The 26,163-nt window shown below is 47.1% G+C and carries 23 protein-coding genes and 1 riboswitch; of the genes, 7 read left to right on the forward strand and 16 right to left on the reverse strand.

Going from position 1 to position 26,163, the window contains the following annotated elements:
• Nucleotides 1-148: 148 nt before the first annotated feature.
• From ABEW32_RS01445 to ABEW32_RS01455, 3 genes are all read right to left on the reverse strand, one after another.
• On the reverse strand, nt 149-487 hold the full coding sequence (locus ABEW32_RS01445; protein ID WP_430184023.1) for a hypothetical protein: 339 nt from the start codon (nt 485-487) through the stop codon (nt 149-151).
• Nucleotides 488-502: 15 nt separating this feature from the next.
• Nucleotides 503-1,216, reverse strand: coding sequence for a pirin family protein (locus ABEW32_RS01450; RefSeq protein WP_430184025.1), 714 nt, complete (start codon nt 1,214-1,216; stop codon nt 503-505).
• A gap of 68 nt (nt 1,217-1,284) precedes the next feature.
• Entirely contained in the window at nt 1,285-2,142 is an 858-nt protein-coding gene (locus ABEW32_RS01455; RefSeq protein WP_430184027.1) for a LysR family transcriptional regulator, read from the reverse strand.
• Between the two features lie 179 nt (nt 2,143-2,321).
• Between ABEW32_RS01455 and ABEW32_RS01460 the strand changes: the two genes are divergently transcribed.
• The gene (locus ABEW32_RS01460; RefSeq protein ID WP_430184029.1) at nt 2,322-3,308 is read left to right on the forward strand and encodes a DMT family transporter; all 987 of its coding nucleotides are present in this window, start codon (nt 2,322-2,324) and stop codon (nt 3,306-3,308) included.
• 85 nt (nt 3,309-3,393) lie between these two features.
• Here ABEW32_RS01460 and ABEW32_RS01465 read toward each other — a convergent pair whose 3' ends face one another.
• The 6 genes from ABEW32_RS01465 to ABEW32_RS01490 all read right to left on the reverse strand — a co-directional run bounded on the left by ABEW32_RS01465 (nt 3,394) and on the right by ABEW32_RS01490 (nt 8,700).
• On the reverse strand, nt 3,394-5,382 hold the full coding sequence (locus tag ABEW32_RS01465) for a methyl-accepting chemotaxis protein (protein WP_430184031.1): 1,989 nt from the start codon (nt 5,380-5,382) through the stop codon (nt 3,394-3,396).
• A gap of 158 nt (nt 5,383-5,540) precedes the next feature.
• Nucleotides 5,541-5,948, reverse strand: coding sequence for a DoxX family protein (locus ABEW32_RS01470; protein WP_430184033.1), 408 nt, complete (start codon nt 5,946-5,948; stop codon nt 5,541-5,543).
• Between the two features lie 119 nt (nt 5,949-6,067).
• Nucleotides 6,068-6,928 carry a M56 family metallopeptidase gene (locus ABEW32_RS01475; RefSeq protein WP_430184035.1) on the reverse strand — a complete coding sequence of 287 codons (861 nt, stop codon included), beginning with the start codon at nt 6,926-6,928 and terminating at the stop codon, nt 6,068-6,070.
• A 3-nt stretch (nt 6,929-6,931) separates the two neighbouring features.
• Nucleotides 6,932-7,345: a BlaI/MecI/CopY family transcriptional regulator gene (locus ABEW32_RS01480; protein WP_430184037.1), complete on the reverse strand. Its 414-nt coding sequence runs from the start codon at nt 7,343-7,345 to the stop codon at nt 6,932-6,934.
• Between the two features lie 144 nt (nt 7,346-7,489).
• The gene (locus ABEW32_RS01485; RefSeq protein WP_430184039.1) at nt 7,490-8,329 is read right to left on the reverse strand and encodes a winged helix-turn-helix domain-containing protein; all 840 of its coding nucleotides are present in this window, start codon (nt 8,327-8,329) and stop codon (nt 7,490-7,492) included.
• Nucleotides 8,305-8,700, reverse strand: a complete 396-nt coding sequence (locus ABEW32_RS01490) for a Fur family transcriptional regulator (protein ID WP_013373543.1) — start codon at nt 8,698-8,700, stop codon at nt 8,305-8,307. The genes ABEW32_RS01485 and ABEW32_RS01490 overlap by 25 nt, the downstream gene beginning before the upstream one ends.
• Before the next feature lie 189 nt (nt 8,701-8,889).
• Between ABEW32_RS01490 and ABEW32_RS26465 the strand changes: the two genes are divergently transcribed.
• A complete protein-coding gene (locus tag ABEW32_RS26465; protein ID WP_488168814.1) occupies nt 8,890-9,207 on the forward strand; it encodes a YczF family membrane protein in 318 nt (105 codons plus the stop codon).
• On the opposite strand, the gene ABEW32_RS01495 is transcribed toward ABEW32_RS26465, so the two are convergent.
• From ABEW32_RS01495 to ABEW32_RS01510, 4 genes are read right to left on the reverse strand one after another with little or no spacing between them, the layout of a single operon-like run.
• On the reverse strand, nt 9,118-10,242 hold the full coding sequence (locus tag ABEW32_RS01495; protein ID WP_430184041.1) for a GerAB/ArcD/ProY family transporter: 1,125 nt from the start codon (nt 10,240-10,242) through the stop codon (nt 9,118-9,120). The two genes, ABEW32_RS26465 and ABEW32_RS01495, sit on opposite strands and share 90 nt — an antisense overlap.
• Nucleotides 10,239-11,348, reverse strand: a complete 1,110-nt coding sequence (locus ABEW32_RS01500; RefSeq protein WP_430184043.1) for a GerAB/ArcD/ProY family transporter — start codon at nt 11,346-11,348, stop codon at nt 10,239-10,241. The genes ABEW32_RS01495 and ABEW32_RS01500 overlap by 4 nt, the downstream gene beginning before the upstream one ends.
• Nucleotides 11,349-11,372: 24 nt before the next feature.
• Nucleotides 11,373-12,602, reverse strand: a complete 1,230-nt coding sequence (locus ABEW32_RS01505) for a Ger(x)C family spore germination protein (RefSeq protein ID WP_430184045.1) — start codon at nt 12,600-12,602, stop codon at nt 11,373-11,375.
• Nucleotides 12,592-14,226: a spore germination protein gene (locus ABEW32_RS01510; RefSeq protein ID WP_430184047.1), complete on the reverse strand. Its 1,635-nt coding sequence runs from the start codon at nt 14,224-14,226 to the stop codon at nt 12,592-12,594. Before ABEW32_RS01510 ends, ABEW32_RS01505 begins: the two co-directional genes overlap by 11 nt.
• Nucleotides 14,227-14,452: 226 nt before the next feature.
• Here ABEW32_RS01510 and ABEW32_RS01515 point away from each other — a divergent pair, with 226 nt between their 5' ends.
• Nucleotides 14,453-15,544 (forward strand): diguanylate cyclase, encoded by a 1,092-nt coding sequence (locus ABEW32_RS01515; RefSeq protein ID WP_430184049.1) that lies wholly within the window; start codon nt 14,453-14,455, stop codon nt 15,542-15,544.
• A gap of 86 nt (nt 15,545-15,630) precedes the next feature.
• Here ABEW32_RS01515 and ABEW32_RS01520 read toward each other — a convergent pair whose 3' ends face one another.
• Together ABEW32_RS01520 and ABEW32_RS01525 are read right to left on the reverse strand one after the other, a co-directional pair.
• Complete coding sequence (locus tag ABEW32_RS01520; protein ID WP_430184051.1) at nt 15,631-16,128, reverse strand: Rrf2 family transcriptional regulator; 498 nt, start codon at nt 16,126-16,128, stop codon at nt 15,631-15,633.
• A 66-nt stretch (nt 16,129-16,194) separates the two neighbouring features.
• Nucleotides 16,195-19,116: a glycoside hydrolase family 3 C-terminal domain-containing protein gene (locus ABEW32_RS01525; RefSeq protein ID WP_430184053.1), complete on the reverse strand. Its 2,922-nt coding sequence runs from the start codon at nt 19,114-19,116 to the stop codon at nt 16,195-16,197.
• Nucleotides 19,117-19,350: 234 nt separating this feature from the next.
• On the opposite strand from ABEW32_RS01525, the gene ABEW32_RS01530 reads away from it, so the two are divergent.
• From ABEW32_RS01530 to metE, 4 genes are all read left to right on the forward strand, one after another.
• On the forward strand, nt 19,351-19,821 hold the full coding sequence (locus ABEW32_RS01530) for an AbrB/MazE/SpoVT family DNA-binding domain-containing protein (protein WP_430184055.1): 471 nt from the start codon (nt 19,351-19,353) through the stop codon (nt 19,819-19,821).
• Between the two features lie 293 nt (nt 19,822-20,114).
• Nucleotides 20,115-22,064 (forward strand): anaerobic ribonucleoside triphosphate reductase, encoded by a 1,950-nt coding sequence (locus ABEW32_RS01535; protein ID WP_430184057.1) that lies wholly within the window; start codon nt 20,115-20,117, stop codon nt 22,062-22,064.
• Nucleotides 22,061-22,558, forward strand: a complete 498-nt coding sequence (nrdG, locus tag ABEW32_RS01540) for an anaerobic ribonucleoside-triphosphate reductase activating protein (protein ID WP_430184059.1) — start codon at nt 22,061-22,063, stop codon at nt 22,556-22,558. Before ABEW32_RS01535 ends, nrdG begins: the two co-directional genes overlap by 4 nt.
• Before the next feature lie 191 nt (nt 22,559-22,749).
• Nucleotides 22,750-22,945, forward strand: a riboswitch (cobalamin riboswitch).
• A gap of 160 nt (nt 22,946-23,105) precedes the next feature.
• Complete coding sequence (metE, locus tag ABEW32_RS01545) at nt 23,106-25,424, forward strand: 5-methyltetrahydropteroyltriglutamate--homocysteine S-methyltransferase (RefSeq protein WP_430184061.1); 2,319 nt, start codon at nt 23,106-23,108, stop codon at nt 25,422-25,424.
• Between the two features lie 87 nt (nt 25,425-25,511).
• On the opposite strand, the gene ABEW32_RS01550 is transcribed toward metE, so the two are convergent.
• Nucleotides 25,512-26,042 carry a DUF6985 domain-containing protein gene (locus ABEW32_RS01550; protein ID WP_430184063.1) on the reverse strand — a complete coding sequence of 177 codons (531 nt, stop codon included), beginning with the start codon at nt 26,040-26,042 and terminating at the stop codon, nt 25,512-25,514.
• Between the last annotated feature and the right edge of the window lie 121 nt (nt 26,043-26,163).

A 26,163-nucleotide genomic window follows, 5' to 3' on the forward strand; every position in this document is an offset into this window, starting at 1 on the left:
CGAGTAATATGACCTATAGGATGTACCAGCCTGCAAAGGATTATGTATCCAATAAACTCACCATCTTGAACCCATAACAAAAAGACCCTGCAATGATGCAGAGTCTTTGAAAATCCATTTTAGGTCAACATGAAACATTAAAGAATCATTAGTCTCCCCAATAATCCTCGGGATGATATTCAATCTCAGAAGCGGCTTCGAACGTAAGCTCACCGATCTGGGCATGATATTGCACACTTTCCGGAATAACGTAATACCAATGCTTAACCACGGGTCCGCCGCCTGCCGGCGTTACAAAACGAAATACGTTCAGTTCCTCGCTGAATCGCACAATTGCCTCCGCTGCCTCAGAGGAAAACTCTTGAAGCGCGAAGCGAAACACGCCGTCGGTCAATTCCAAACAACAATCAAAACTCTGTTTGCGACTGTCAGCAAAGCTGCGCCCCGTGACGGCATGCTTGATCAGCCATGTTTGCTGCTGCGCCATTGTGCGCACCTCCTTTTAAGGCAAATCAATCAGCATATAAAAAACAGAATCCTCTGCTTTCAACGAAAGCTGCGGCTCCGCCTCTATACGAGCAGAATCGCGCTTATGCAGAATATGTTCACTATTCACACGCAATGAGCCCTCGATGACGAACAAGAACACGCGCCGACCCTCGGCCTGTGTGAATTCGACTTGCTCCCCAGGCTGAAGCTTACTTAGATAAATCGTTAAATCCTGGTTGATTGCAGCTATTTCACCCTCCGTGCCTGGTACGCGCTTTCCAGCAACGACAGGCAGAAGCTGACCGTGCAGACGCTCAGGATTGAACGCTGTAGCCTCATAGGAAGGCTCCAGTCCTCTCGTGTTCGGACTAAACCACAATTGCAGTAAACTGACATCCTCGGTTTGTGAAGCGTTGTGCTCTGTATGAATGATGCCATGGCCCGCTGACATTCGTTGAATGCCTCCAAACCGGGTTACCGCCACATGCCCACGATTGTCTTCATGACGCAGCTCTCCATGCAGCACAATGGAGACAATCTCCATATCACTGTGCGGATGCGCTCCAAAGCCCCGACCTGGTGCGATGACATCGTCATTACAGACACGCATAGGACCAAACGCTGTATTGTTCTCATCCTGATACTCTGCGAATGAAAAGCTGTGACTCCCTCGTAGCCATCCCTTATCGAAGCTGAATCGGGAAGACGCCGGAAATATTGTAAACATAATAGCCCTCCTTCAGGATGAACAATGGGATCAATCCCTCTCATTGTACCCGAGCCCAAGCGATAAAGCTACGCTTCTGTCTGAGTGGTAATCTCATCTATAAAAGACTGCAAAGTACTGGTAACGAAGGCCTCCTTACGGCGGATAAACACCGTTGTCACTTCATTATAAGGCTCTGGGATGGCATGACCGCACACCAAACCTTGAGCCACCAGCCCACTGATCGAGGATTCGGGAAAAACGGTCATTCCAATGCCTGCCGCTACACTGCCGATAATCGTCTCAAATGTCCCAAACTCCATAATCCGCTTGGGGATAATCCCCTCCATCTTGAGCCAGGTTTCCAGTCTTCCCCGATACCCGCAGCCTTTTTTATATACCAGGAGCGGACGAGTTGTAAAATCATCAACCGAAAAGTCGTTTCCTTGAGATACGAGGACCAGCTTTTCCTGAAATACATCAAACTGCTCAATAAGCGGATGTTTTACCGGTCCGGTCACAAAGGCTCCATCCAGCCGCATTTCTGCAACCTCCTGCACCAGTGACTCCGTAACCCCAGCCTTGAGGGATAATTCAACATCCGGATACTTGCTGTAGTATGCATGTAAAATGGCTGGAAGGGCAATCACGGTCTCCACGATCCCAATCTCCAGCACTCCTGAAGGTGCAGAGGTGCTCTGAAACGCATGCTTCATTTCCTCAAATTGCGATAAAATGCTTTTCGTATATTGCAGCAGTCGCTTGCCCTCGGCATTGAGGATCATGCCCCGCTTATGTCTATAAAATAGAGGCGTCTGCAGTTCCTTTTCCAGCAACTTGATTCTGGCCGTTACATTAGACTGTACATAGCTAAGCTCGGCTGCCGCCTTGCTGACACTGCCATGAGCAGCTACCGTCTGAAAAATGTTTAAATCGTTCAGATCCACTACTGCTCCTCCTTATTGTGAAGGGCAAGGGCTATATAATTGACGCGCCTTGTCACTTATCATCATTTTAAATGATCATAATGTTTATTTTCAATCATTTTACCAACAGCTTCCTATCCTTTATGATGTGTCCATAAGATATGTCCGTTGAGACCGACAAGGAGGAGCTTTAGTACACCATGAACAAACAGATCATGACCGGATCTTTACTATGCCTAATCGCCAGTATGTCCTGGGGGGCCATGTTTCCGGTTTCGCACATTGCATTACAGCAGATCAACCCACTGTTCTTTTCATTTTTACGCTATTTCTCAGTTACACTCATACTAATCGTGCTGTTGTGGCTCAAAGAGGGACGGACTGCATTTCGCTTTGAGGGCAAGGGCATGGCGTTGTTGTTCTTCGGGACTATGGGATTTACCATTTATAATATGGCTGTTTTCCAGGGACAGCACGCGATGGGGGCCGCAGGCACCCTTGTAGCTGCCATTATGGAAGTGCTAATGCCGATGATCTCCATTGCGATGGTGTGGATCATGACCCGCAAAATGCCTCCAAAATACACATTAATCAGCATGTTGATTGCGCTGGCTGGGGCATTACTGGTAATCACGAACGGCAAATGGACCTTTTTCACGTTGGCCGGACAGCATTTATTGGCGCTGCTGCTTATCTTCGCAGGCGTCGTCGGATGGGTCGTATATTCCATGGGGGGCAGTCACTTTGCAGGGTGGTCCACTCTTCGATATTCAACCTTGACCTGCCTGCTTGGCACCCTGGTCTCTTTTGTAGTCGTGACCTTTGCCTCTGCTTTCAACTGGATTACGGTGCCGGACTGGCAGCACGTATGGTCAGTTAAATACGAAATGAGCTTTATGATCCTGCTTCCTGGGCTAGCGGCCTTGCTGAGCTGGAATGCCGGAATCCGCAAGTTGTCTCCATTGAACGGAATTCTATTTATTAATTTTGTACCAATTACCACGCTGGTACTTATGTATTTCCAAGGCTATGCTATTAGCCGTTATGAACTGTACGGGACGGTACTGGTCATTTTTGCACTGGTTCTGAACAATATGTTTCAGAGAAGCTCTCTGCGTCCGTCCACCAGCTCACGGGGTACCCGTATCCGTCTGAATCGCCGCAAGTCGTTCAACAGTGATTTCTAATCCTGCGAACCAAAATTAAGATAGACATCAAAAAAAGCGCCTGGATACGGGAGATAACTCCGGCATCCAGGCGCTTTATATCTTTCTAAGATTTTTCTTCAATCTGAAAACGTCCAACCAGTTCGCGCAGTTCCTCTGCCATTTGGCTCAGATCTGCTGTGGATGAAGCAATTTCCTCGATAGAAGCAAGCTGTTGCTCAGCCGCCGCTGAGATCGACTCGGTGTTGCTCGCTGCCTCGTCTGAGATGTGGGAAATGTCGCTCATAATATCCACGACACCTACAGTGCCCTGTGCCATTTCCTGAGTCACTCCGGTGATGTCATGGATATGCCCCATCGCTCGTTCTACGGCCTGACTGATTTCTGCAAAGGAATGCTCGGATGTGGTTACCGAATCAATACCTTCCGTCACCCGTGCCCGCGCTTGTTGCATCGCGCCCAAAGCGTGGTTCATATCCAGCTGCATCGCTTCAATGCGCTCCGAGATCGAGGTAGCCGATTGGGCAGATTCCTCAGCCAGCTTGCGCACCTCTGTAGCAACTACGGCAAAACCCTTACCATGGTCCCCGGCTCGTGCAGCCTCAATGGATGCATTCAGTGCCAACAGATTGGTCTGCTTGGCAATACCGGATATAACACTGATAATATTCACGATTTCACCGGAGCGCTCATTTAGAGAGTCCATAGCCTGTCCGAGATCATGAACCGTCTCGTCAATGTCATGCATCTTCTGTACAGCCTGTGTAGCCGCCTTGCTGCCCTCCTGGGCCGACTCGGCATTCATCTTCACATGTTCAGATACCCCCACCATGCGCTCAGATACATCCGCTGCTTGCTGTGCCAGTCCCTCCATACTTACAGAGCCATGCTTGACGCTTTGCAGTTGACGTTCGCTGCCTACAGCTACTTCCTGAATAGCAATAGTGACATGCTCAATCGCTTGGGTCGTCTGATCTGCACCCGCAGCCAGTTCCTCTGCTGAAGAGCTTACTCGATCTGTCGTTTCACGTACGCTTCGGATCATCGTGCGCAAACTATCCACCATGGTTTGAAAGTGAGCAGATAGTTCGCCTACCTCATCCGTTTTTCCTGTTTCCAAATTGCCCGTCAAATCTCCTTCACTGATTCGTTCTGCTGATTTTTGCAGCTTACGAATCGGTACCAGCACAGAACGGGTAATCAGGAAAATCGCGATAAGCGCAATCACCAACGAGCCAGCCAGCACAAAAAGGGTTACATAACGCATGGCAGCGGTGGCATCGCTGATCTCGGATTGATAGAAGGTACCTGCAATTTTCCAGCCGGTATCCTTATTCGTTACATAGGTCAAATATTTCTCGCGGCCTTCATGCATATAGTTAAAGTTTCCGCTCGGCGCAGTATACAGCCTATCAAGTGAATTGTCCTGAGGAGATGAGCCTGGTTTAACCGTAGGATGGACCACGAATTTCTTCGTGTGATCCAGAATGAGGATATATCCCTCCTGACCCACTTTAATGGAGGCCAGTTTACGTACACTTTCCAGATTCAGAGAGATCCCGATCACGCCAGACTGGTCGGAAAGCGTCTGGGATACGATGACTACAGGAATACCTGATGAATTGATGATAACTGGGGTGATCGCTACCTTGCCCGGTTGCTTCATCGCTTCGATGTACCATGGTCGTGTGCGAGGGTCAAATGTCCCTTCATCCTTTTTAGGCACGCCACGAATCATCAGCCCCTTCGGTGTTCCCACGAAAATATCCTTCGCGTCTTCGTGTAAGCCTATGTATTGGATCAGCTTGGGCTGAATTAAGGGACTGTTTGGCCCATCAATCATCGAACCGTCGAGACGTTCCGCCAGATATCGCACATCTTTAATTTTACTGGAGATTGCATATTCAATAACAGAGTTAGCTGTCGTTACCCCCTGATTTGCACTGCTGTGCAGCTGTTTCTCCATAGCATTATACGATGATCTATAAGTTGCAATGGAAATGCTTAAACTCGGAATCAGCAAAACAAGTAAAAAACCTAAAATTAACTTGTTCCTGAGTGTCCATATGGTCTTTCTCTTTCGCGTTATTGCCATGTATCTTTCTTCCCCTTTGCTCAAAAAGCGATATTATTTCATTACATTCCATGGAAGTTATATCGGCAGAAAGTAGCAAATCATTTACAAGGAATTTTCACAAAGGAGCAAAACAAAAACCGCGCCCTATGATACTAAGGACGCGGTTATATGAACATTTAGACCTGCATGTTACTATTTTCAGCCTTTTTACGGCCAAACAACTGATCCACCGCCAGAAAACGCCCACCGACAAGGGCTTGTTGAAGACTGGTGAACAGAATCAACAGATCAAATTCAATCGAGCCAAAGGGCTGTCCCTTTTTAGCAGTGAGCAATACACCGATCATTACAATGGTCAATGCTGCTCCAGCCAGTCTTGTCCCAATACCCAGAACCAGTGCTATTCCTCCAACCAGCTCAACCGTAGCGACCACAGGAGCCATCCAGCCTGGGAGTCCGAGACTTTGGAAGAAACCTGAGGTCCCGGCTAGTCCCTGAAACTTTTGTGTACCGTGAACGATAAAAACAACTCCTGTAAAGATGCGTACCAATAATAATCCAATATTCGCAAGCATTTGATTCATAAGCTCATCTCCTTTAAGTTGTATACGGATTAAATAATAACACTACACATCGTAGTGCTATGTACATCAAAAATTGGTAGCGCACAAAAGGCGCCACCTTTCCGATCTATCTTGCCATACTAGATTAACGCCAGTGTAAACATTAGCGTCAACATAATTAGCACATAGCCTGAAAACATAATCGAACGCCAAGGCATCCGAATGATCGGTTCTTTCTGAGGGTCAAGAATGCGTGAGATACGATAGTTAATGGACGTTTCAGCAAAAGAGGAACAAGCGGCGGAGTTTACCAGACGGGCATTAGCAGGTGTCATACTCAGAAGCTTGAGCAATGCGCTCCCAATCCCTACCGGTGAACCAGTTCGATGAATCGCTTCGTTATCCGCCAAGATTTCACGGGCTGTCTTGTAATGGTTGGTAATATGACGTAGCACCGGCAAGTAAAACAGCTGTGTAGCGCACATTTGCAGCAACCAGGTCTTCAATGGATCATAATGTTTCATATGATATGCTTCATGGTATATAACCGCTTCTTCCTCATGCTTGTCCAGTACTGACAACAGTGCAGAGGACAATACAATGCGCGGCTTCCATAACCCCATGGTGAAGGCAGCAGGCTTGGCATAATCAATGACCCAAATCCGATCGGTCCCGAGCTCACGATATCGCTCACCCAGTGCTTCGGTCAACGGCAGGTCACGCATTCCGTGCAGTCTGCGGAAGGCCGCTCTGGTAGCCATGCACTGTCTGACTGCTTCTCCTCCGGCAATACCGAAGGTTACGAAAACCAGTCCGCTGAGCGCATCCACCATATAGCCGATTCCGTAGTGCTGCAACAAACTTCTGCAAATTTGAAACACGTTAAAATTCAATTTCCAGCCGAAAACATGCTGCCCGGCATACATTCCCATCTGTATAAGGGCAAAACCCGAAATCAAGGCGCCTGCTGTAAACAGTAATTTAGAACGTGTTTTCCACATCGTCTACATATCCTTTTTCCATTGTTTAATTTTTTGTTCCAAACGTTCAATCAAAACCGGATCAGCTACCTCCAAAGCATCAATCATATGATTGACAGCAAGCGGACCAAATTCATCCACCAACTCGTGACTCAGCTCTTTGGATTGCTCCTCCATAAACTCTTCTCTGCTTAAAACAGGACGGTATAAGGACGTTCTCCCGCGTATACTTTTACTCAGTATTCCCTTTTCCACCAAACGGTTCATCACGGTCATTACCGTATTGAAGTTAAAGTCTCGATCCCCCTCCAATGCGGTCTGCACTTCTTTGATACTTCGATCCGAAGTGGACCATAAAATATCCATAATTTTGGCTTCCAGCGGTCCGAAAAATCGGTTAAGCCCGGTTTCGCCAGCTTTAAAATTCAGTCGTTTCATAAGAAGCACCTCACACTACCGATTGTAGTGTATGTATCCTGTTAAAGTCAACTGTCACACCTGGTGTTAGATTAAAGGAACTATACACAAATCGCCGAATGATTTCCATCCGGCGGTTTGTCATCAATAATTATAACCTTCCGCTTAATCTGCCAATCTGTACCCTACACCTCTTACAGTTGCTATATACTCAGGCTCCGCAGGTCGATCGTCCAGCTTCTTGCGCAAACTTTTGACATGCACATCTACAACATTGCTGCCACCGACAAAATCAGTTTCCCAAATATCATGCATCATTTGCTCGCGAGAGATCACTTTTCCTTGAGCATCTATCAGCTTCAACAGCAAATCGTATTCTGTTTTGGTCAGATTCAGTGGGTTTTCTTCTTTATATACCAGCATTTTATCACGGTCAATCCAAATGTCCTTGAACACTGTACGATGGCTGGCTTGCGCTACCTGACGGGAAACCACCGGATGGCGTACAATCATTCGTTCGATATCATGCACCATTTGATTGGAAGCAAGCGGCCATACCAGTACCTCTTCCGATGGAAGCAGTTCATGCGCACGTACAGACATCTGATCCTGAACTACATACATGACTGGTGTGTCCTTCATATATTCATGCTCAAGGTCATTGCGAATATTCAGCAGTTCACGGCGTGGATCGGTGGCGGTCAAATCGTAAATCAAAAGATCGCTCCCGAGATGACGTTGCACTTCAGGTTCCCAGCGATGGAAGACCATTACGTCAAAACACGCATCTGACAACGTACGCACCACACCGTGGACTACACCCGGTACAGAACTGATCAGAATGATGCGACGTGTGGTCGGACAATACAAAGGTTCATTAGAAGGAACGGTCTGCACCGCAGGTGTAGACGGGTTAGACAACATTGATGTCCAACTGCCCTTCACCCGTCTAGGCATGTCAGCCACTTTAATACGATTCGTTACTTGATTCGCTTGCTTTGACATTCCTTACACACTCCTCCGAATACGACATGGGCATGGGCAATCGTATATCCCGTTTCATGCGCAACCGTATCAATCCAATCGTGTGGGACTTCACTCATCACTTCATCTACTCGGCCGCATACCTGACAAATAATATGCTGGTGATCGTCCATACGACCGTCATAACGACTAGCTGCTTCCCCTAGTTTCAGCTCACGGATTAATTCCTTATCCGTTAAATAACGCAATGAATTATAGACCGTTCCATAGGCCAGATTATATCCTCGCTCCATCAACCGATTCATAACATCGGCAGCAGTAGGATGATCATGGGCTTCACGGACCACATCATACACTGCTTGGCGCTGCGAGGTTAAATTTAAAGTTCTCATATCGCATCTCCCTTAATCAGTACAGATTATATTTATTCTAAACTTATAGTTATATTAAAAATTAATTTAGAATAAGTATAAATCTTAATTCATTTCAAGTCAATGGCATCGGATAAATTGAGCCTCTTTGCAACACAATGTATACATGGAGTACATGCTTGGCTTATCTAAATATCGGAGGGATGCTTGATGAAAACAATTTGGGTATTCATGCTTTTTATGCTGCTAATGCTCGGAACAAGTATGTCAATAAAATGGATTTTTGGTGTTCATCATCCTTGGGAGCCTATTTCATTGGCTTTTCGCACTATGCGGCCATCAGAATATATCGTCCTGGTAGGAATGCTTATAGTGTTCTTTATAAATGTGGGTAAAAAGCCAATAGGAAACGCATTTCGATTCCTTTTCTCGCAGTGGTCACGGTTCCTCAAAGTTTCTACTTCCTCTTCTGCTTCTCCGCAAGAAGGCCAGCAGAAAGAACAAGCAAGGGAAAACGTAAACAAATAATGGATGAATATAGATGAGAGACAACCGTCCAAATTCAAAGTGCTCACTCAGGTTTATTGCCCCTATCTGTGACCATAGCAAAACAATAATACCGCAAGGTATCAGCGCTTTTCGGTACGGCAAACCAAATACATCCGATATCCCTACCACTGCGGCATAAGAAAACAAGGCCACTTTAAAAAAATCTCCGATGATAATGGACATCAATACAATAACATCTGGACGCTGCACATATTCCGAAAGCTGCACATTCGCAAATGTGCTTAATAATGGAAAGATGGAGCGTTCCGTTATATTTGTACCCAGCACGGTTGTATTTAATATTGCAACTTCAACTAACACGATACCTCCGGCCAGAATACTCACATATCCAGCCTTGACGAGCTGTGAAGGTCTTTTTACACAAGGGACAAACATCATGAAGCAGATCATTTCACCGTAAGGAAAAGCCAAACGATCCCTTATGACTGACATGAGAACAGGCTTAACCCCTTGGCTCATTATGGGCATCAGCTCTTCCAGATGAACACTGCCTGATAAGACTAATAACGTATTCCCTAGAACCATAACGAGTATGACCACTGCAAGAAATACCTGTCCTGTACGAGCCAACACTTCAAAACCAAGCCAAAGGACATAGACTGTACATATAACCATCAAAAAGGCGACAACCAAACTTGGGGTTTTCTCCAAAATAGAAACACGGACCAGTTCAGTCTCATCACGTAAATTTCTGCTGGTCAAATACAAAAAAAACACAATATAGAGTATTCCTATAGCTGTTCCGCCTGTCTTCCCGATCAATTGGCGTGCATACGAGGTCAATGTCTGACCGGGAAACGTTTCTGCCGTGTAGGTGTACATACGGAACAATACCATCCCGACAGCCATAGCGATGATCTGGACAATCCATGTATTCCGATCATATTCATTATCCATATTAATAATGACCGCATTGCCTAGAAGGAAATGGAACATGAGAATAAGCATTTGTCCGGTACTGATGTATGTTTTATCGGCAAGACGATGACTCATGACGCATTCCCCTCTCCCTTTTTATTCCATGCGCTTTTCAACCATGACAAGATAAGCAGCAAAAAAGGAAAAATTACGGCGAATATCGGAAACAGCCATTTCAGCACAAACTCGCCTGTTTCGAGATGATCTTGATAGCCCAGTGCCATCAATACGCAAGAGACCAACATGATCAGCCCAAATGGCAAGACCAATTTGTGGTAGGACATTCTTAGTACATCCTCTGCGGCTTTAACCGCGGCATAATAAAAAATGAAGATTTTGAAAAAATCAAAGATAATAACGCTCATAACGCCGATGACATCGACTCTGTCGATAAAATCAGATATTTCGACCTTGCTGATCATAGAGAGCAGGGGGTAAGTAGCCCGTTTGAACACGTCCTCTCCTAGAACAAGCACATTGGACAGCGTAACAAAAGATAGGAGTAGCCCCCCCAACAAAATAGCAGAGACCCCAACCCCGTTGGCACGATAGCCTTTTTTTAGGGTGGGAAGGATCATCGCAAACGTAACCATCTCACCGTACGGCAGCATTACGGCTTGCGAATAAACAACTTGCCATATCGACTGCCAGCCGTGCTCGGCTATGGGCAATATATTACCTATATCCACAATGCCTGCGAACAAAATCAATATATTCGTGGCCAAACCAAGCAGCAGCAGCAAAATCAACATAATAATGGCCGTCCGGCCCGCAACCTCGATTCCCAGATGCACTACATACATCACCAGTCCAATCATTAAGGCACAAATGACTGTCAACGGCGTATGCTGAAGCGTTCGGTCAGCAATCAGGATCCCTGTGTCCCGGAGATCCCGTGCTCCGCCATAAAGAAAAAATACAATATATAAGAAGGCAAGAAATCCCCCTGCTTTCTTGCCCAAAAGGGCTCTGCAGTATTGTGTCATGAGCAAATCGGGAAAGCGTCGGTGAAGGCTGCCATAGCACACAAAAAGCAATGCCCCGAAAATCGTGGAAATGAGGATGGCGATCCATGCGTCCTTACCCGCATCTCTTCCGGGAATAGACATCATGGATGTGCCTAGTTCAAACAGCACCATGAGAGAGATCATTTCTTTTATACCTATCTGTATCTTTTTCATCGCCTTCCCCCCTTCCTGATTTCACTAATTGGCTTCTCCCCTTGAGTACGGGTTGGTTCGCGACTGTGTATGCTTCAGTACCGAGGTCACCTGAACACGAACAGTGCTTTCTGCAAAGTAACGGCTCCATTCGGAAGAGAGTTTTCCCCACTGTTTGGGGTACTTCCTCTCCAGCGCAAGACCTAACCCCAACACGTCACTTCCAGTACGCTGAACCTCTTTGACCGTTGATAAAACGATTCTTTTCGTTTCCTCTGCCCATTGCATCTGCAATTGTTTGATAACCTCTGAACTTTTCAAATCAATGGAACATTCGGCTTCCTGAACCGCCCCGGTTTGCTTCAAATTAATTACAAAAACAGGCTCCCCTTGCTCCATCCTACTGTCTATAGTGGTTTTAGAGAATAAGGTTTCTATACTAATGGTTTCCCCTTTCTTATTACAATTTAATGTTGTTTCAGCACTTTTCACCTTGTTGTTGATCAAAGATAGACCAACTGCTTGGTCATCGTCCAACCAGCGAACAAGACGGTCTTTTTGGAACACTCCCATCCCGTTAATGCGAACAACCGCTTCCGGTAAAACATTGTCCACATTGCTCTTCCGTGAGGCCTGTTCCAAATTCCCATTCACTTCTACACCCGTAAGGACAGGACCGCCCCCTTTATTGGACATGCTGCGAATGACATCGTCGACACTCACCGCGTAATCCCCAGCGTACAAATTTTGAGATATTTCCAGCTTCCCTGAAATATCATTAGCAGGAATACGGCCGATCGCAGTCATGGTTGTTAGTACATCCTTTCCTGTCTCACCGCGCGCTATTAGCATTTTTATCGTCAGACGGGTCTCTGTATACCTTTCCAGAAAATCCAGCGTATCGCCAATTCCATGCCGTGCCAGCTTTTCTCCGATGACGACCAATCTGGCATGCGCCAAGGAAATAATCCGTGGAACCTTTTGCGAAGCCTTGCGGATTGCTTGAAACAGACTTTTCCCCCTTTCCTGATACAAAACGACAGGGGTATCTCCTCTCGCTTTGGCCCCGGCGATTTCATCGGCTACGATCACCTGCAGGGAAACCTCATATTCCGACTCCCCAACCATATCAATTCCTATCCCCGCTACTACTGCTCTCTGATTTAACTCCACAGAATCCCAGCAACCGGATAATAATGGAACAAACAGTAGCAGGACCATGCACAATCTCCCTATTCTCCCCCTCAAGGTTACTGCACTTTGTTCATTCCTCATCCCCTGATACACCCTGATTGCCCCCCTCCTGCATCGGTGTGGTTTTATCAGAAGAGGAGTCCCCGCTTCCATCCTTCATTCGTTTCTGGTTCTTAGACGTAATGCTTTCAGGGCGTTTCTTCATCATCCAGAACGGGAGTCGCAATACGGTATCCTTTTGACTCTCTAGCACAAAAGGACTGAAAGGCGCCATGTAGGGCACCCCGAAGGAGCTCAGACTGTTCATATGAGCGATCAGCGCAATCAATCCCAATGTAATGCCGTATAGTCCCATGAACGCAGACAGTATCATGAAAATAAACCGGCACAATCTCCCGGCCACTGCCATGTTATAGGCCGGAATTGCGAAGCTGGCTATACCTGTCAGGGCTACTACAATCGTGAGCAGCGGAGTGACAATCCCGGCTTCCACGGCCGCTTGACCCAACACAAGCGCACCTATAACGGATACCGTTTGCCCCCCCGCACGCGGCATTCGAATACCCGCCTCTCGCAAAATCTCAAAGGTAATTTCCAAAATAAACGCCTCTAGAAATGCCGGAAAAGGGACGGATTCCCGCTGGGCCAATATACTGATCAGCAGGGGAGTCGGTATCATTTCATAATGGTATGTTGTTAACGCAATGTAGAGAGAAGGCCCCAAAATAAGAATAATGAAGCTGATATATCTAATGAGCCGAACAACAGTCGCCATATCGTAACGTTCTTCATAATCTGAAGAACTCTGAAAAAATTGGGCAAATACCGTAGGCATCACCAGTACAAACGGAGTTCCGTCTATAATGAGCGCCACTCGGCCTTCCATAATATTGCTGCTGATGGTATCGGGTCTTTCCGTGTTAAAGATCGTTGGGAAGGGTGTGAAATGATTTTCTTGTATCATCTCCTCAACCATGCCGGACTCAAATATAGCGTCTATATTGATGCTTTCTACCCGTTTACGAACTTCATCTACGACGCGTGGATTTGCAATATTCTTCATGTACAGCATGGCCACATTCGTGAGAGACGTGCTTCCCACTTGGAACATCTCGAGTGTGAGATCGGAGCTTTTAATCCGCCGCCGGACGAGAGAAATATTCGTGAACAGGGATTCTACAAATCCCTCTTTCGGTCCTCTGACGACTGTCTGTGTTGTTGGCTCGCTGACTGCGCGTGTCTCCCCCCCGCGTGTGCCGCAGGCAATGGCTTGTTCGCAGCCTTCCAATAGGATAATCGTGTCCCCCATTAATAGTTGTTCCATCATGGAACTCCAATCATCGCAGTCCTTCACTTCTCCCAGTGCAAGCGCGTGACTCTGTATTCTTGCGTATAGCTCTTCTGCGCCCTCCGCCTCAACAGCCACCTCAGCAGATGGACGACTAAGCATGGATCTCATGATGAGTTCGTTCACCGTATCCGTTTTGGCCATACTATCCAAAAATACAATAGCGGCCGGGACTTCTGCCTTAAGGCCCACTTTAAAGCGGCGAATTAGAAAATCTGGACTATCTGACGTCAATTTTTTAATTTGCTGTAGGTTAGTTTCCAAGCAAGTCTCGATTTTTAAATAGCGCGGAGAATTTCCATTTTTCTTATCCGCACCCAATTTTCTATTATGTTTGCGATAGGGATAGCGAATCATGAGCAAACCTCATCTCCAAAATGGCAGCAGTAAACACTACCTATTTCCTAATTAATGTATCTTTGGAGTATGCTCAATCTATTCCCAGTTATGCACCAAGCACGTGATCAGAAACGTTATAAGCCAACTCAACGTAATAAATTTCAATAAATTTTTTCTTTTTTAAGCCTAATGTCAGTTCTTTTTGATAAAATGAAGGAATATGCCTCTCGGGAGGGTTATCATCTTGTTCAGTACGTTTTTTGTAAATACCTGTATTCTTGTCACCTTTTTGTACATAACCGGTCTTATTTCACAAAGGTATAAAATCCGTCTACACACCTTAACGCGCAGGGTACATTGGATCGGAGGCGCCCTTTTTGGGTGCTATGGCATTGTCATCATGTACTACTCCATTCCAGTAGGATTTAATACCATTGCTGATCTTCGTCATCTGGCTATCGTAGCTACCGCAGCTTATATCGGCGCCCCTGCTGCGCTCATGGCAACACTTTTTATATGTCTAGGCAGACTTTTGTTGTTTGGCATCAACACTCAAGCCGTCGTGGGTGCCCTCTTTATGCTGCTCGCTGGTCTGGCATGCGCTATACTGTCACATTTGTCCTGGTCACGTTTGCCCAAGCTAATTATTATGAACACTTTTGCTTTAGGCTTTATATTCTGTTCCCTCATGGTTAATTTGAAAAATCTTGATGATGTTCTGCATGTTTATCCGCTCCAGTTCTTCATTTCGATGGTTGGTGGATGTCTTCTGTACCTCATTGCTGAGTCCATCAATACCTCCAATGAGCTATTACTTCGTCTGGAGCGTACCTCCTATACAGACCATCTCACCAATTTAAGCAACAGAAGGCAGCTTGAATTTTCATTGGAAGAGCAGCTTCCTCAAGCTCGCCAACGGCATGAGCACCTATCTGTACTGGTGCTGGATATTGACCATTTCAAAGAAGTAAATGATACCTACGGACATGCCGCAGGAGATGCAGTGCTGCGTCAGCTTGGACAGATTCTAATGGAAAAGTGCCGTACTAATGATGTAGTCACCCGCAGCGGGGGAGAAGAATTCACTGTGCTCTTGCCAAATTGTGCTTTTCGACAAGCGTTACGCATAGCTAATCAGATTCTTAGCGGAGTAAATCAGTATGAGTTTGTTTTGGCGGACGGGCTGATCCTTAAAGTCACCGTGTCCATCGGCGTGACCACCTTCCCAGGCACAGGAGAAGATATATCTGGAGTCGCTCTGCTAGAACAGGCAGATAAAGCCCTATATGAGGCTAAAAAAGCAGGACGTAACCGGGTTTGCTCATATGAAATATAATTTGAACATGACCCTTACACGAAAATAGCCGATACAACCCTCTTTTGAGTGTCGTATCGGCTATTATCCTTTTACATGGAAAGATGCTACTCCCTTGGGGATGAAGACTTGGCATCCTGATCTTCTGCACGACTGCAATTCCCTATCACAAGTGATGTACGCTTGGCGAGCGAAGCGAGCGTATGAGATTCCCATACCTCTAGCATACGTCGTTCACTCTCAGTTAAAATTTCAGATACGGCTATCGCTAACTCCTCACAAAAAGGATTGGTCTCCGGTTCATGCATCATACCTGGGAAAATAGGATCACATATTTCAATGGCATGGTATATGTCGGCAAGCGTAATATGATCCGCCGAACGGGTGAGCACATAGCCCCCCTCACGCCCTTCACGTGCTGCAATCAAATCCGCCTGCACAAGTCGCGTCAGCACCCTGCGCACCAAAGTAACTTCGCAATCAATGGAGCGTGCAATAGAACCACTAGCACAAAGCTCCCCGTGTTTTTCCAAATAGACAAGCGCCTTTACTGCAATTCCAAGCCATTTGGGCGTTGCGGTGCGTAGTCTTTTTTCACTATTCAAATGAGATGACACCCCTAAGCTGTAGAAACTTCGTTGAATGCATTGTACGTGATGTCAGATGTAAGTTCAAGCCTGAAAACTGGAGCCTGCTGGAGCACTAGCATCCAAAGTAAAATGACCTAGTCGTACTTCCCCACTGAGCGACAGATATACATCCCGGATGCCAGAGAAGGATTGTACTCCTTCTGAAAGTGTCACCCATACTTGTTCCCCGCCTGTATTGCCCACGTTAATGTGTGCCACAGCTTGGCTGTCTGGCGCATCCAAATGCAGCTCGATTGCTGCATCACTGCTGTTGCCTGACACGCGGCACCGAAGCTCGGCTACACTCACCGTATTCATGTCTACGCCATGAAAGGCGATCCAACTGGAACGTTGCCGTGAACGGGAACGTACACAGGCCTCCTTTTGCTCCTTGCTTTCATCCAATATGATGTTGAAGCAATCGTCAAAGTTTTCAGCTCGGATCCTTGGTCCAGCTTGTCGGGGAGGAATAGCTTCACCCCGAACGTACACAGGATGCTCCAATCGAATATCTGCTGAAGAGGCACCTGCCAGCAATGTATATTCACCTGATTCCACGCAATAGCAATCCCGTGTGACATCCCAAATCGCCCAATCCTTCACTTGAACTGTAAAAGAAACCGTTCGCGTCTCACCTGGCTCCAAGCGAATGCGTTGAAATCCACACAATGTCTTCAACGGGCGCTTTACGCGCGAGGCTTCAGAGCGCACATATAGTTGTACAACCTCTTCGCCAACAGATACGCCCCGATTCGTCACATCTACCCACACCTGGAGAGTACCCGCGGCGTCAAGTGCAGCCATAGATTTAACGTTATCCTTATGGGCGTCTGTATGCAGGTCGCTATATTCGAACGGCGAATACGTCAACCCGTGTCCAAATGGATACAACGGTTCATCTTCAAAATATTGATAGGTACGACCGCTTCGAATGATATCATAATCCTTGATATCACCCAATTGATCCTCGCTCTGAACCCAGGTCATGTTGAGACGTCCTGCTGGTGCGTAATCTCCAAACAATACATCCGCTATAGCGGTACCATGCTCTTGTCCTGCATGAGACGTGTATACGATCGCTGGAATATGCTCTTGAAGCCAAGGAATTGCAAAGGGATAGCTGCCCGTCAGAACCACAATCGTATTCGGATTAACACGATATACCTCCTCGATAAGTCGTTGCTGGGAAGCAGCCAGTTCCAAGCCTGGGCGGTCATTCTCTTCCTTTCCGTTAATGAGCGGGTGATTTCCAACGAATACAATCGCTGTATCTGCCGCTTGCGCAGCGGCTATCGCCTCCGCTATCCCATCCGAGACCTTCTCTATATGGAACGTCGTATGGTTAGAGTCTGTATCATTAGGTGCTGGAGACGCGGACTCCATTACCTTTAATGAGCCCTCCGTTCCTGCACTCACTGGCTTGCCGTTCCACGTGGTCCACAGATGTCCCCCTTGCTCCACAGGAGTCAGTCCAAAAACCTCTTTGACATACCAGCCATACGCTTCATCAGCTGTCGCGCGAAGCGTCTGCTCATCGCTCGTCACATAGGTACCCAGATGCTCATCATTCAGCGTCACGCTGCCATAGCCCCAATCGGTCATGGTCAATACCGTTGGCTCTCCATCGCGGGACAGGCGGATATCGCCAGAAGCATGGACTGTGAGCTTCGCTCCGTCAGTCGCCGCCGTCAAGGTTACGCGATCCTTGGCGTCGGAGTACACGACACGTTCCTTCGTGTTCCCGCTTTCGAGCTTGGCACGAATCGCCTCCAGCGGTGTAATTCGGTAAGGTAGCGTACCGGAATACCAGTCGCGGAACACCTCATTGCCATGCGAACCAATGACCGCTACTTTGCCGCATTGGTCAGGGCTTAATGGCAAAAGTCCTTGCTCATTTTTGAGCAAGACGATCTGCTCCCTCGCCGCACGCAATGACAATTCACGGGCTTGCTCTGTCATTAAAGCCTCCTCCCCGATGGAGGCATAGGGATTGTCTTCCGCCGGATCAAATTCGCCCAAACGAAAACGAACACGGAACGTATGGAACAATGCCCGATCCAAGTCCTCTTCTTGTAGCGAGCCCTGCTCCAAAGCTTCTCGAATCGCCTGCTTGGAGAGCTCGGCATCATCGGTAATGCTGTCAATTCCTGCACGAATCGATTCAGCCACGCCTGGCGTATGGGAATCGTAATATTGATGGTCGTTTACAATCCCCATCACATCACCCGCATCACTTACGACAAAGCCGTCCATTCCCCATTCGCCTCTGACAATATCGTTAACCCCATGGTATAGCGTAGCAGGCGTGCCGTTAATCAAGTTGTAAGAAGTCATCATTGACTGGGCTCCGCCTTCCCTAAAAGGCTTCTCGAAAGCTCTCAGATAATATTCTCGCAGGTTACGTGGGTCTATGCTGGAAGAGCCGACTCCCCGGTCCACTTCATTATTGTTACCGAGAAAATGTTTTAATGTCGCAACCGCTTTCAAATATACCGGATGATCACCCTGTATCCCCTTGACTAGCTCCTTCGACAATTCTCCCGTCAAATACGGGTCTTCACCGTAGGCTTCCTCGTTCCGCCCCCATCTTGGGTCGCGTTCCATATCTACTGTAGGTGCCCATAGGGTCAGACCGTTCAATTTTGGATCACGACGATAGTAGACACGCGCCTCATCTGCAATAACAGAGCCGATCTGACGCATTAACTCCGTATCCCATGTACACGCCAACCCTACAGGCTGAGGAAATGAAGTTGCCTCCCCCAACCAGGCGATCCCGTGTGCCGCTTCCGTACCGTGCTTGTAAGCTGCGACTCCCAAACGGTCAATGGCCGGCTGGTATTGCAGCATAGATTCGATCTTTTCCTCTAGGGTTAGTCGCGACACGAGATCCCGTACACGCTCGTCCAGGTGAATCTTCGGATCTTGAAATAAATATTCGATACCCGTTGTTTCATGACTCAAATCCGTCATCTCCTTATCCCACTCAAAATATAATGAAAAGATCTGTATAAAAGCGATTGAATATATCATAGCGAAAAAGGAGTACACCGGCAACAATACCGAAATCATCCTAAATTGGATGAGAGGTAGACCGCAGTATCCAGAGAAAAAAAGTTGCATTTCCCTCTTATATCTAAAGCTAAAAATGATAATTTTTGGTATAATCAGGATATATCATTGAAGGAGGAAGCGTTGATGAAAAATACTGGAATGACAAGGCCTCTTGACCAGTTGGGACGAATCGTACTCCCTAAGGAGATGCGCACCACAATGGATATCAATATCGGTGATTCGCTTGAATTTTTCGTGGATGAAGAGGGATTTGTATTAAGGAAATACACCGGTGTGTCCTGTAAATTTTGCGGTGCGGTGGATCATTTAACTTATTTTCGGGACAGCTTTATTTGCGCTGATTGCATCCAGTTATTAAAGAACGATGAACATGTGCATGCCACAGGCAATGATGCCCTCCAGGCTCAAGAACATACCAAGTCGCCCCAAGCCAATACAGCCTGGCAACCCAAACAGTCCAGAGTACAGCAAGGTGAAATGGTAAAAAAGCTCCGCAAGCTGATTCAGGAACATCCCGATCTGCCACAAAAAGCGTATGCAGAAATGCTCGATATCTCCCAAGGCCGGGTGTCCCAACTGAAAAAGCTGCTCTGAACCTTCTAAAAATTTATATCCCAACATCATATACTATGTACGCGAAAACCTACTTATTTCACTGTAACCGCAAGTGGCCAGGTGTAGAGTAAGGTGCATATCTTTGGATGTGTCCCTTATTCTATATCTGGCTTTTTTGTACTTCCTGCTCCTGTCGACGTGACAATAGTCACATACTCGCAATGTCTACGTATATACAATATATAGATCGAAACAATTGGTTATCACTAGATATCATCAATATGTTGTTTTTGTGAAATATATATATTTTTTACTATATGGAGGGTTTTACAATGAAAGTGCTGGAGGAACATCAATTATACGATATCGGCGAGCGGGTCATTGGGGCACAAGATCTGGACATGCTGCGGGAGAATGCAAATTTGAATGGAGAATCGTTTAGCGGCAAAATGAGCAAGCTCGGCTCGGAATATGCCAAATGGTATGCGCGCCTGCGTGTGCTACCGCCAGAGTTGACGGACGCAATTGACCACGGGTATGTGTATGTTCACGATTTGGACCAATATGCGCTCGGAACTACAAATTGTATCTTTATCCCGTTTGGTCGTTTGCTGCAAGACGGTTTCAATACTGGCAATGGCTCCGTGCGGACACCGCAAACGATTATGTCTGCTATGGCATTGGTTGCCATCATATTCCAGTCTCAGCAAAACAGCCAATTCGGTGGTGTCTCTGCCAATAAAATAGATTGGGACCTTGCTCCATACGTTGCTCGTTCCTTCCGTAAGCACCTGCGTAAAGGACTCCGGTTGTTCGAGGAAGAAATAGACTCCAGCTGGTCTGATGACGAACTGCATCTAGCCAATACCCATTTGCAAGAAGTCTGCCCTCGTTCATACTCATTTGCCTGTGAGGAAACGGAAACAGAAACCCGGCAGGCCGCCGAGTCGCTCATTCATAATCTGAACACGATGAGCAGTCGGGCAGGAGGACAGATTCCGTTCACCTCACTGAATTACGGGATGTGTACTTCTGCTGAAGGTCGGCTTGTATCGCAATCTCTGCTGGAGGCCACAATTCGCGGACTGGGCAGCGGGGAAACTCCTATTTTTCCACAGCATATTTTCCAATGTAAAAAAGGAGTCAACCAGGCAGAGGGCGATGTCAACTACGATTTGTTCTTAAAGGCGGTCGAGTGCTCCAGCAAGCGGATGTATCCCAATTTTGTAAATGTGGATGCTACCTTCAACCTGCCCTATTACCGTGCAGATGACCCGGATACCATTATTGCCACGATGGGCTGCCGTACCCGCACTATTTCTGACCGTTTTGGCAGAAACCGTCAGAGCGGGAAAGGTAATCTCTCATTTAATACCATTAATCTGGTACGGCTCGGGATTGAATATGGTATTTGCACAGGCAAGCGTCTGACCCCTGATCGTGATCGTTTTGACGCGAGACTGGAAGAGGTTATGCGAATTGCAGTAGATGGCCTAATCCATCGCTACCATATTCAGACCAGCCAGCCGGCCAAAGCCTCGGACTTTATGATGCGCGAAGGGGTATGGGAAGGCGGAAAAGAACTGAGACCTGACGAGAAGGTGGGAAGCGTTCTAAAACACGGTACGCTTTCGATCGGATTTATCGGGCTGGCTGAGTGCATGAAAGCATTATACGGGAAACACCACGGAGAGGATGATTTTGTATACCGTGAAGCACAGCGAATCATCACCTCCATGCGCGTGTATTGTGATCGAATGAGTGAGCATCACAATCTGAATATTACATTGTTCGCGACGCCTGCCGAAGGTCTGTCGGGCAAGTTCACATTACTGGATCAACGTGATTTCGGAATTATCCCTGAGGTCAATGACCGGGAATACTATACGAATTCCTTCCATATTCCAGTGTATTACAAGCTTCCCGCTGCTCGTAAAATCAGCTTGGAGGCTCCGTTCCATAATTTATGTAATGCTGGTGCAATTTCATACATCGAGCTGGACGGTAATGCACGTAATAACCCGGATGCGTTTCTTAAAATTGTTCAGTACGCACTGCATCAGAACATTGGTTACTTCTCCATCAACCATCCGGTGGATCGTTGCACGGAATGCGGCTATGAAGGAATTATCGGGACAAGCTGTCCTCAATGCGGCACAGATGAGGAACATACGCATTTTCAGCGTTTACGTCGGGTAACCGGATATCTGACAGGTGATTATACCGTTCGTTTTAATGCTGCCAAGCAAGCCGAAGTTCGCGACCGGGTGAAGCATAAGTGAATTTGTGCGGCTATATTCCGGAATCTCTGAATGAAGGATACGGCCTGCGCACCGTTGTGTTCATTAGCGGTTGCCGTCATGCCTGTCCTGGTTGCTTTAACCCAGCTTCATGGAGCTTCCGCGCAGGGGAGCCATTCACGCCCGAGCGTCAACAGGAAGTCATCCGAGATATCATGGATAATCCGTTGTTGGACGGACTGACTCTTTGCGGGGGCGACCCTTTTTTCTCAGCAACAGAATGCTCGCAATTTGTGCGTGACTTCCGCGCAGCTTGTCCCGACCGAACCGTATGGGCCTATACGGGCTTTGTTTACGAGGAGCTGCTCATCGATCAGGAACGACAGGAGCTAGCTCTCTTGTGTGACGTGATTGTGGACGGCCGTTTTGTTGAACAGCAAAAGGATTTGACCCTCCCCTTTCGGGGCAGCCGTAATCAGCGCCTGGTAGATGTGAAAGCCAGTACTCAAGCAGGTTACACCGTTTCATTGACTTAAAACCCGATGTTCTACATAGCAAGCTGCTATATCCAAGACAAGTCCCCCACGATGGGTTGGGCTTGTCTCCTTTTATATATAACTAACAGATTCCACACCTATTTCTATTACTGTTTCTATTGCACATCCTGTAAGTTTCACTTATGATGGTGAACAAGTATACGAGTGCATAATTATTCGTCATACCTTAATCGCATAGCTTGGAGATAGGTGTCTGTTCTATCCAGATCAGACTTAAAAGGGAAGCCGGTGCAAATCCGGGACGGTCCCGCCACTGTAAACGGGGAATGTTCAGCTGCTCATACACCCACTGGTCCACAGACCGGGAAGGGATGCTGAACGTCATGATCCGTAAGTCAGGAGACCTGCCTATTTTAACAACATCGCAGTACCTACGGAAGATAGGGAGGTGTTAAGAGCAGTCGCCGTATTTTTGAATTTTAATCACGGAGGCATTCTTTCCCCTACTTATTTTTAGCTTTGGGGGACGGAATGCCTTTTTTGGTACGTAAAAATAAACTGGCTACCAGTTAGGAGGAAACAATACATGTCTATTAATGAACAGCCTTCATTGTCCGGTTTAAGCAGCAGTAATCTGGGTTACCCACGTATCGGCGGGAACCGGGAATGGAAGAAAGCACTGGAACGCTTCTGGCAAGGCAGTATTGACGAGAGCGAACTGCATAGTGAGATGAAAAGATTGCGTCTGGAGCATCTGAGCAAACAGCGTGACAAAGGCATTGACCGCATTCCTGTCGGCGATTTCTCCTATTACGATCAAATGCTGGATACATCCGTGATGTTCGGTCTTGTTCCTGAACGGTTCAATTATCGTCCCGCAGGTCCGGTTCCTCTGTCTGTGTATTTCGGAATCGCACGTGGGCAAAAGGGAGCTACCGCCAGTGAAATGACCAAATGGATGAATACGAATTACCACTACATCGTTCCCGAATTGGCAAATGCGACTCCAGTGCTCACTGAAAATAAGCCCTTACTCGCTTATCGTGAAGCACAACAGGAGCTAGGCATTGACGGTAAACCGGTTCTCATCGGTCCCTATTCATTTGTTGTTTTATCCAAAGGCTATGATCGTAAGAATCTGGTCTCTATTATACGAACCTTCCTGCCTTTATACGCCCGAGTCCTGTCAGAACTCGCAGCAGAAGGCGTTCAATGGGTTCAAATCGATGAACCTGTCCTGACCACCTCATTCCCGGTAGAGGATCTGGATATTATTCAGGAGGTCTATGAAGCTTTGACCCAAGCTGCTCCCTCCCTAAACATCATGCTGCAAACCTACTTTGGCAGTCTGGATCATTATGAGCGTCTGACTGGACTTCCGGTACAGGGGCTAGGTCTTGATTTTGTATACGATGACGGTGCAAATCTCCAGCATATATCCCGGCATGGCTTCCCCAAAGGGAAAACGCTGGGTGCTGGTGTCATTGACGGGCGCAATATATGGCGCAGCGACCTGAATGCCGTGGCTGCACTGTTGGGTCAGTTAGCAGCACAGATCAATGCAGCACAGCTTATCGTGCAGCCATCGTGCAGCCTGCTGCATGTGCCAGTCAGTCTGGAAGCAGAGCACAAGCTGGATCGAGAGCTGGTACATGCCCTGGCCTTTGCCGATGAAAAGCTGGATGAAATCGCAGTCTTGACGGCTGCACTTGGCAAGCACGATCCATCTGCACTTGCCCAGCTTGAGCACAGTGCGGATGCGGTAGCCCGCTTCAACAACTCAGCGGCAAGGGTACAGACAGCGGTTGACCTGGCCGACCTGCTGGCAAAAGAGCCTCTGTCACGCAGCGTTCCTTTCGCGGAACGCCGTTTAATTCAGCAAAATAAGCTGAAGCTGCCTCCACTGCCTACGACAACCATCGGCAGCTTCCCGCAAACCGCCGAGATCCGTAAGGCCCGTCTGCACTATCGCAAAGGAGAATGGTCTGCCGAGCAATATCGGACGTTCATTCAACAGCAGATTAAGGAATGGATTGATATTCAAGAGGACATTGGCATAGATGTGCTTGTACATGGGGAGTTTGAACGGACCGACATGGTGGAGTTTTTTGGCGAAAAGCTGAAAGGCTTTGCTTTTACACAAAACGGATGGGTGCAATCCTACGGTTCCCGCTGTGTTAAACCGCCGATTATTTACGGAGATGTGTCGTTCGATCAACCTATGACCGTGGAAGAGACCGCCTTTGCCCAATCGTTAACCTCCAAGCCAGTTAAAGGAATGCTTACAGGTCCTGTGACCATTTTGAATTGGTCCTTCGAACGTAATGATATTCCACGCAGACAAGTTGCGTTGCAGTTGGCTCTGGCGCTGCGAGCTGAGGTAGAAGCACTCGAGCAAGCAGGTATCAGCATGATTCAGGTGGATGAACCCGCAATTCGCGAAGGGCTTCCGTTAAAGAAAGAACAACAGCAGGCCTATCTGGATTGGGCCGTTCAAGCCTTCCTTGTGACCACGGCCACCGTTGAGCCTGCGACCCAAATCCATACACACATGTGCTATTCCGAATTCCAGGATATGATCCAGTCCATCTCAGACATGGATGCCGACGTGATTTCTATTGAAACCTCTCGTAGCCACGGTGAACTGATTGTTAGCTTTGAGGATCAGGTTTACAATAAAGGCATTGGTCTGGGCGTGTACGATATCCACAGCCCGCGCATCCCTGATGAATCAGAAATGCTAGGCATGATCCAGCGTGCCTTGCGCGTGCTGCCATCGGATTTGTTCTGGGTTAATCCAGACTGTGGCCTGAAAACCCGCACCAAGGAGGAATCTGTTGCCGCATTGCGGAAAATGGTACAGGCGGCTCAAGCAGCCCGGGCCATGCTGTCTGTATCCAACTAATACTTTTATCGTATCCAATCGTGTCATTATGCACTAATCCGATCCCCTTTTGGTCTTTCTATTAGAGACCGGAAGGGGGTTTGTTTATTACAAATCATATAATGTATATGCACCTTGAATATGCTCGGTTTTCATCTGCTTTAGATGTACTCCTAAGCCATGTTCTCGATCCCATGAACAATTAAAATTCAAATACAGCTCATCTTTTTCCGATGAGTCAGAAATCAGTATAGATATGAGCTGAATTCGATCCAGCAATTGCTCCGTTTGCTCTATATAAGGAGCATATTCATTAGGGTCCTCCCCCCATGAGCTGTATGCCTTCCGATACCTTTCCACGATGTCTACATAATAATGGTGTATGGAATCCAACACTTGAGAATGGATCGCTGATGAACCTGCCACATACACCTCCCATGTTTTTTTCTGAAGCTCCGTTGGTTCTTCTATAGCCTGTGCCTGTTCTTCAGACTCGGCTCCTACGATAAATTCGACCTCTGCTTCCGATGGCTGTCCGCAAAAATCAAGATGCGCCACACCACGCAGTACAACCTCCTCCGACACATCCCAAGTCTCATCATCCTGTTCCAGTTCCCTATACCAGTTTTTCCAATCCATCCTTTATCCACCTCTTCATAATAGGAAATCTTTAACTCTATTGAATACTTTACAATCTATCATTTTAATGAATGAAATTAAAGCAACTTCGGTTGGTGTAGCCAGTCAGGAATCGAGGATT

The sequence above is a fragment of the Paenibacillus jamilae genome (genome assembly GCF_050482105.1).
Classification (GTDB): Bacteria; Bacillota; Bacilli; order Paenibacillales; family Paenibacillaceae; genus Paenibacillus; species Paenibacillus jamilae_B.

Excerpts from the sequence above, each read along its gene's own strand:
- ABEW32_RS01445 (WP_430184023.1), bottom strand. The coding sequence starts at position 487 with ATGGCGCAGCAGCAAACATGGCTGATCAAGCATGCCGTCACGGGGCGC.
- ABEW32_RS01450 (WP_430184025.1), bottom strand. The coding sequence starts at position 1,216 with ATGTTTACAATATTTCCGGCGTCTTCCCGATTCAGCTTCGATAAGGGA.
- ABEW32_RS01460 (WP_430184029.1), top strand. The coding sequence starts at position 2,322 with ATGAACAAACAGATCATGACCGGATCTTTACTATGCCTAATCGCCAGT.
- ABEW32_RS01465 (WP_430184031.1), bottom strand. The coding sequence starts at position 5,382 with ATGGCAATAACGCGAAAGAGAAAGACCATATGGACACTCAGGAACAAG.
- ABEW32_RS01470 (WP_430184033.1), bottom strand. The coding sequence starts at position 5,948 with ATGAATCAAATGCTTGCGAATATTGGATTATTATTGGTACGCATCTTT.
- ABEW32_RS01475 (WP_430184035.1), bottom strand. The coding sequence starts at position 6,928 with ATGTGGAAAACACGTTCTAAATTACTGTTTACAGCAGGCGCCTTGATT.
- ABEW32_RS01480 (WP_430184037.1), bottom strand. The coding sequence starts at position 7,345 with ATGAAACGACTGAATTTTAAAGCTGGCGAAACCGGGCTTAACCGATTT.
- ABEW32_RS01485 (WP_430184039.1), bottom strand. The coding sequence starts at position 8,329 with ATGTCAAAGCAAGCGAATCAAGTAACGAATCGTATTAAAGTGGCTGAC.
- ABEW32_RS01490 (WP_013373543.1), bottom strand. The coding sequence starts at position 8,700 with ATGAGAACTTTAAATTTAACCTCGCAGCGCCAAGCAGTGTATGATGTG.
- ABEW32_RS26465 (WP_488168814.1), top strand. The coding sequence starts at position 8,890 with ATGAAAACAATTTGGGTATTCATGCTTTTTATGCTGCTAATGCTCGGA.
- ABEW32_RS01495 (WP_430184041.1), bottom strand. The coding sequence starts at position 10,242 with ATGAGTCATCGTCTTGCCGATAAAACATACATCAGTACCGGACAAATG.
- ABEW32_RS01500 (WP_430184043.1), bottom strand. The coding sequence starts at position 11,348 with ATGAAAAAGATACAGATAGGTATAAAAGAAATGATCTCTCTCATGGTG.
- ABEW32_RS01505 (WP_430184045.1), bottom strand. The coding sequence starts at position 12,602 with ATGAGGAATGAACAAAGTGCAGTAACCTTGAGGGGGAGAATAGGGAGA.
- ABEW32_RS01510 (WP_430184047.1), bottom strand. The coding sequence starts at position 14,226 with ATGATTCGCTATCCCTATCGCAAACATAATAGAAAATTGGGTGCGGAT.
- ABEW32_RS01530 (WP_430184055.1), top strand. The coding sequence starts at position 19,351 with ATGAAAAATACTGGAATGACAAGGCCTCTTGACCAGTTGGGACGAATC.
- ABEW32_RS01535 (WP_430184057.1), top strand. The coding sequence starts at position 20,115 with ATGAAAGTGCTGGAGGAACATCAATTATACGATATCGGCGAGCGGGTC.
- metE (WP_430184061.1), top strand. The coding sequence starts at position 23,106 with ATGTCTATTAATGAACAGCCTTCATTGTCCGGTTTAAGCAGCAGTAAT.
- ABEW32_RS01550 (WP_430184063.1), bottom strand. The coding sequence starts at position 26,042 with ATGGATTGGAAAAACTGGTATAGGGAACTGGAACAGGATGATGAGACT.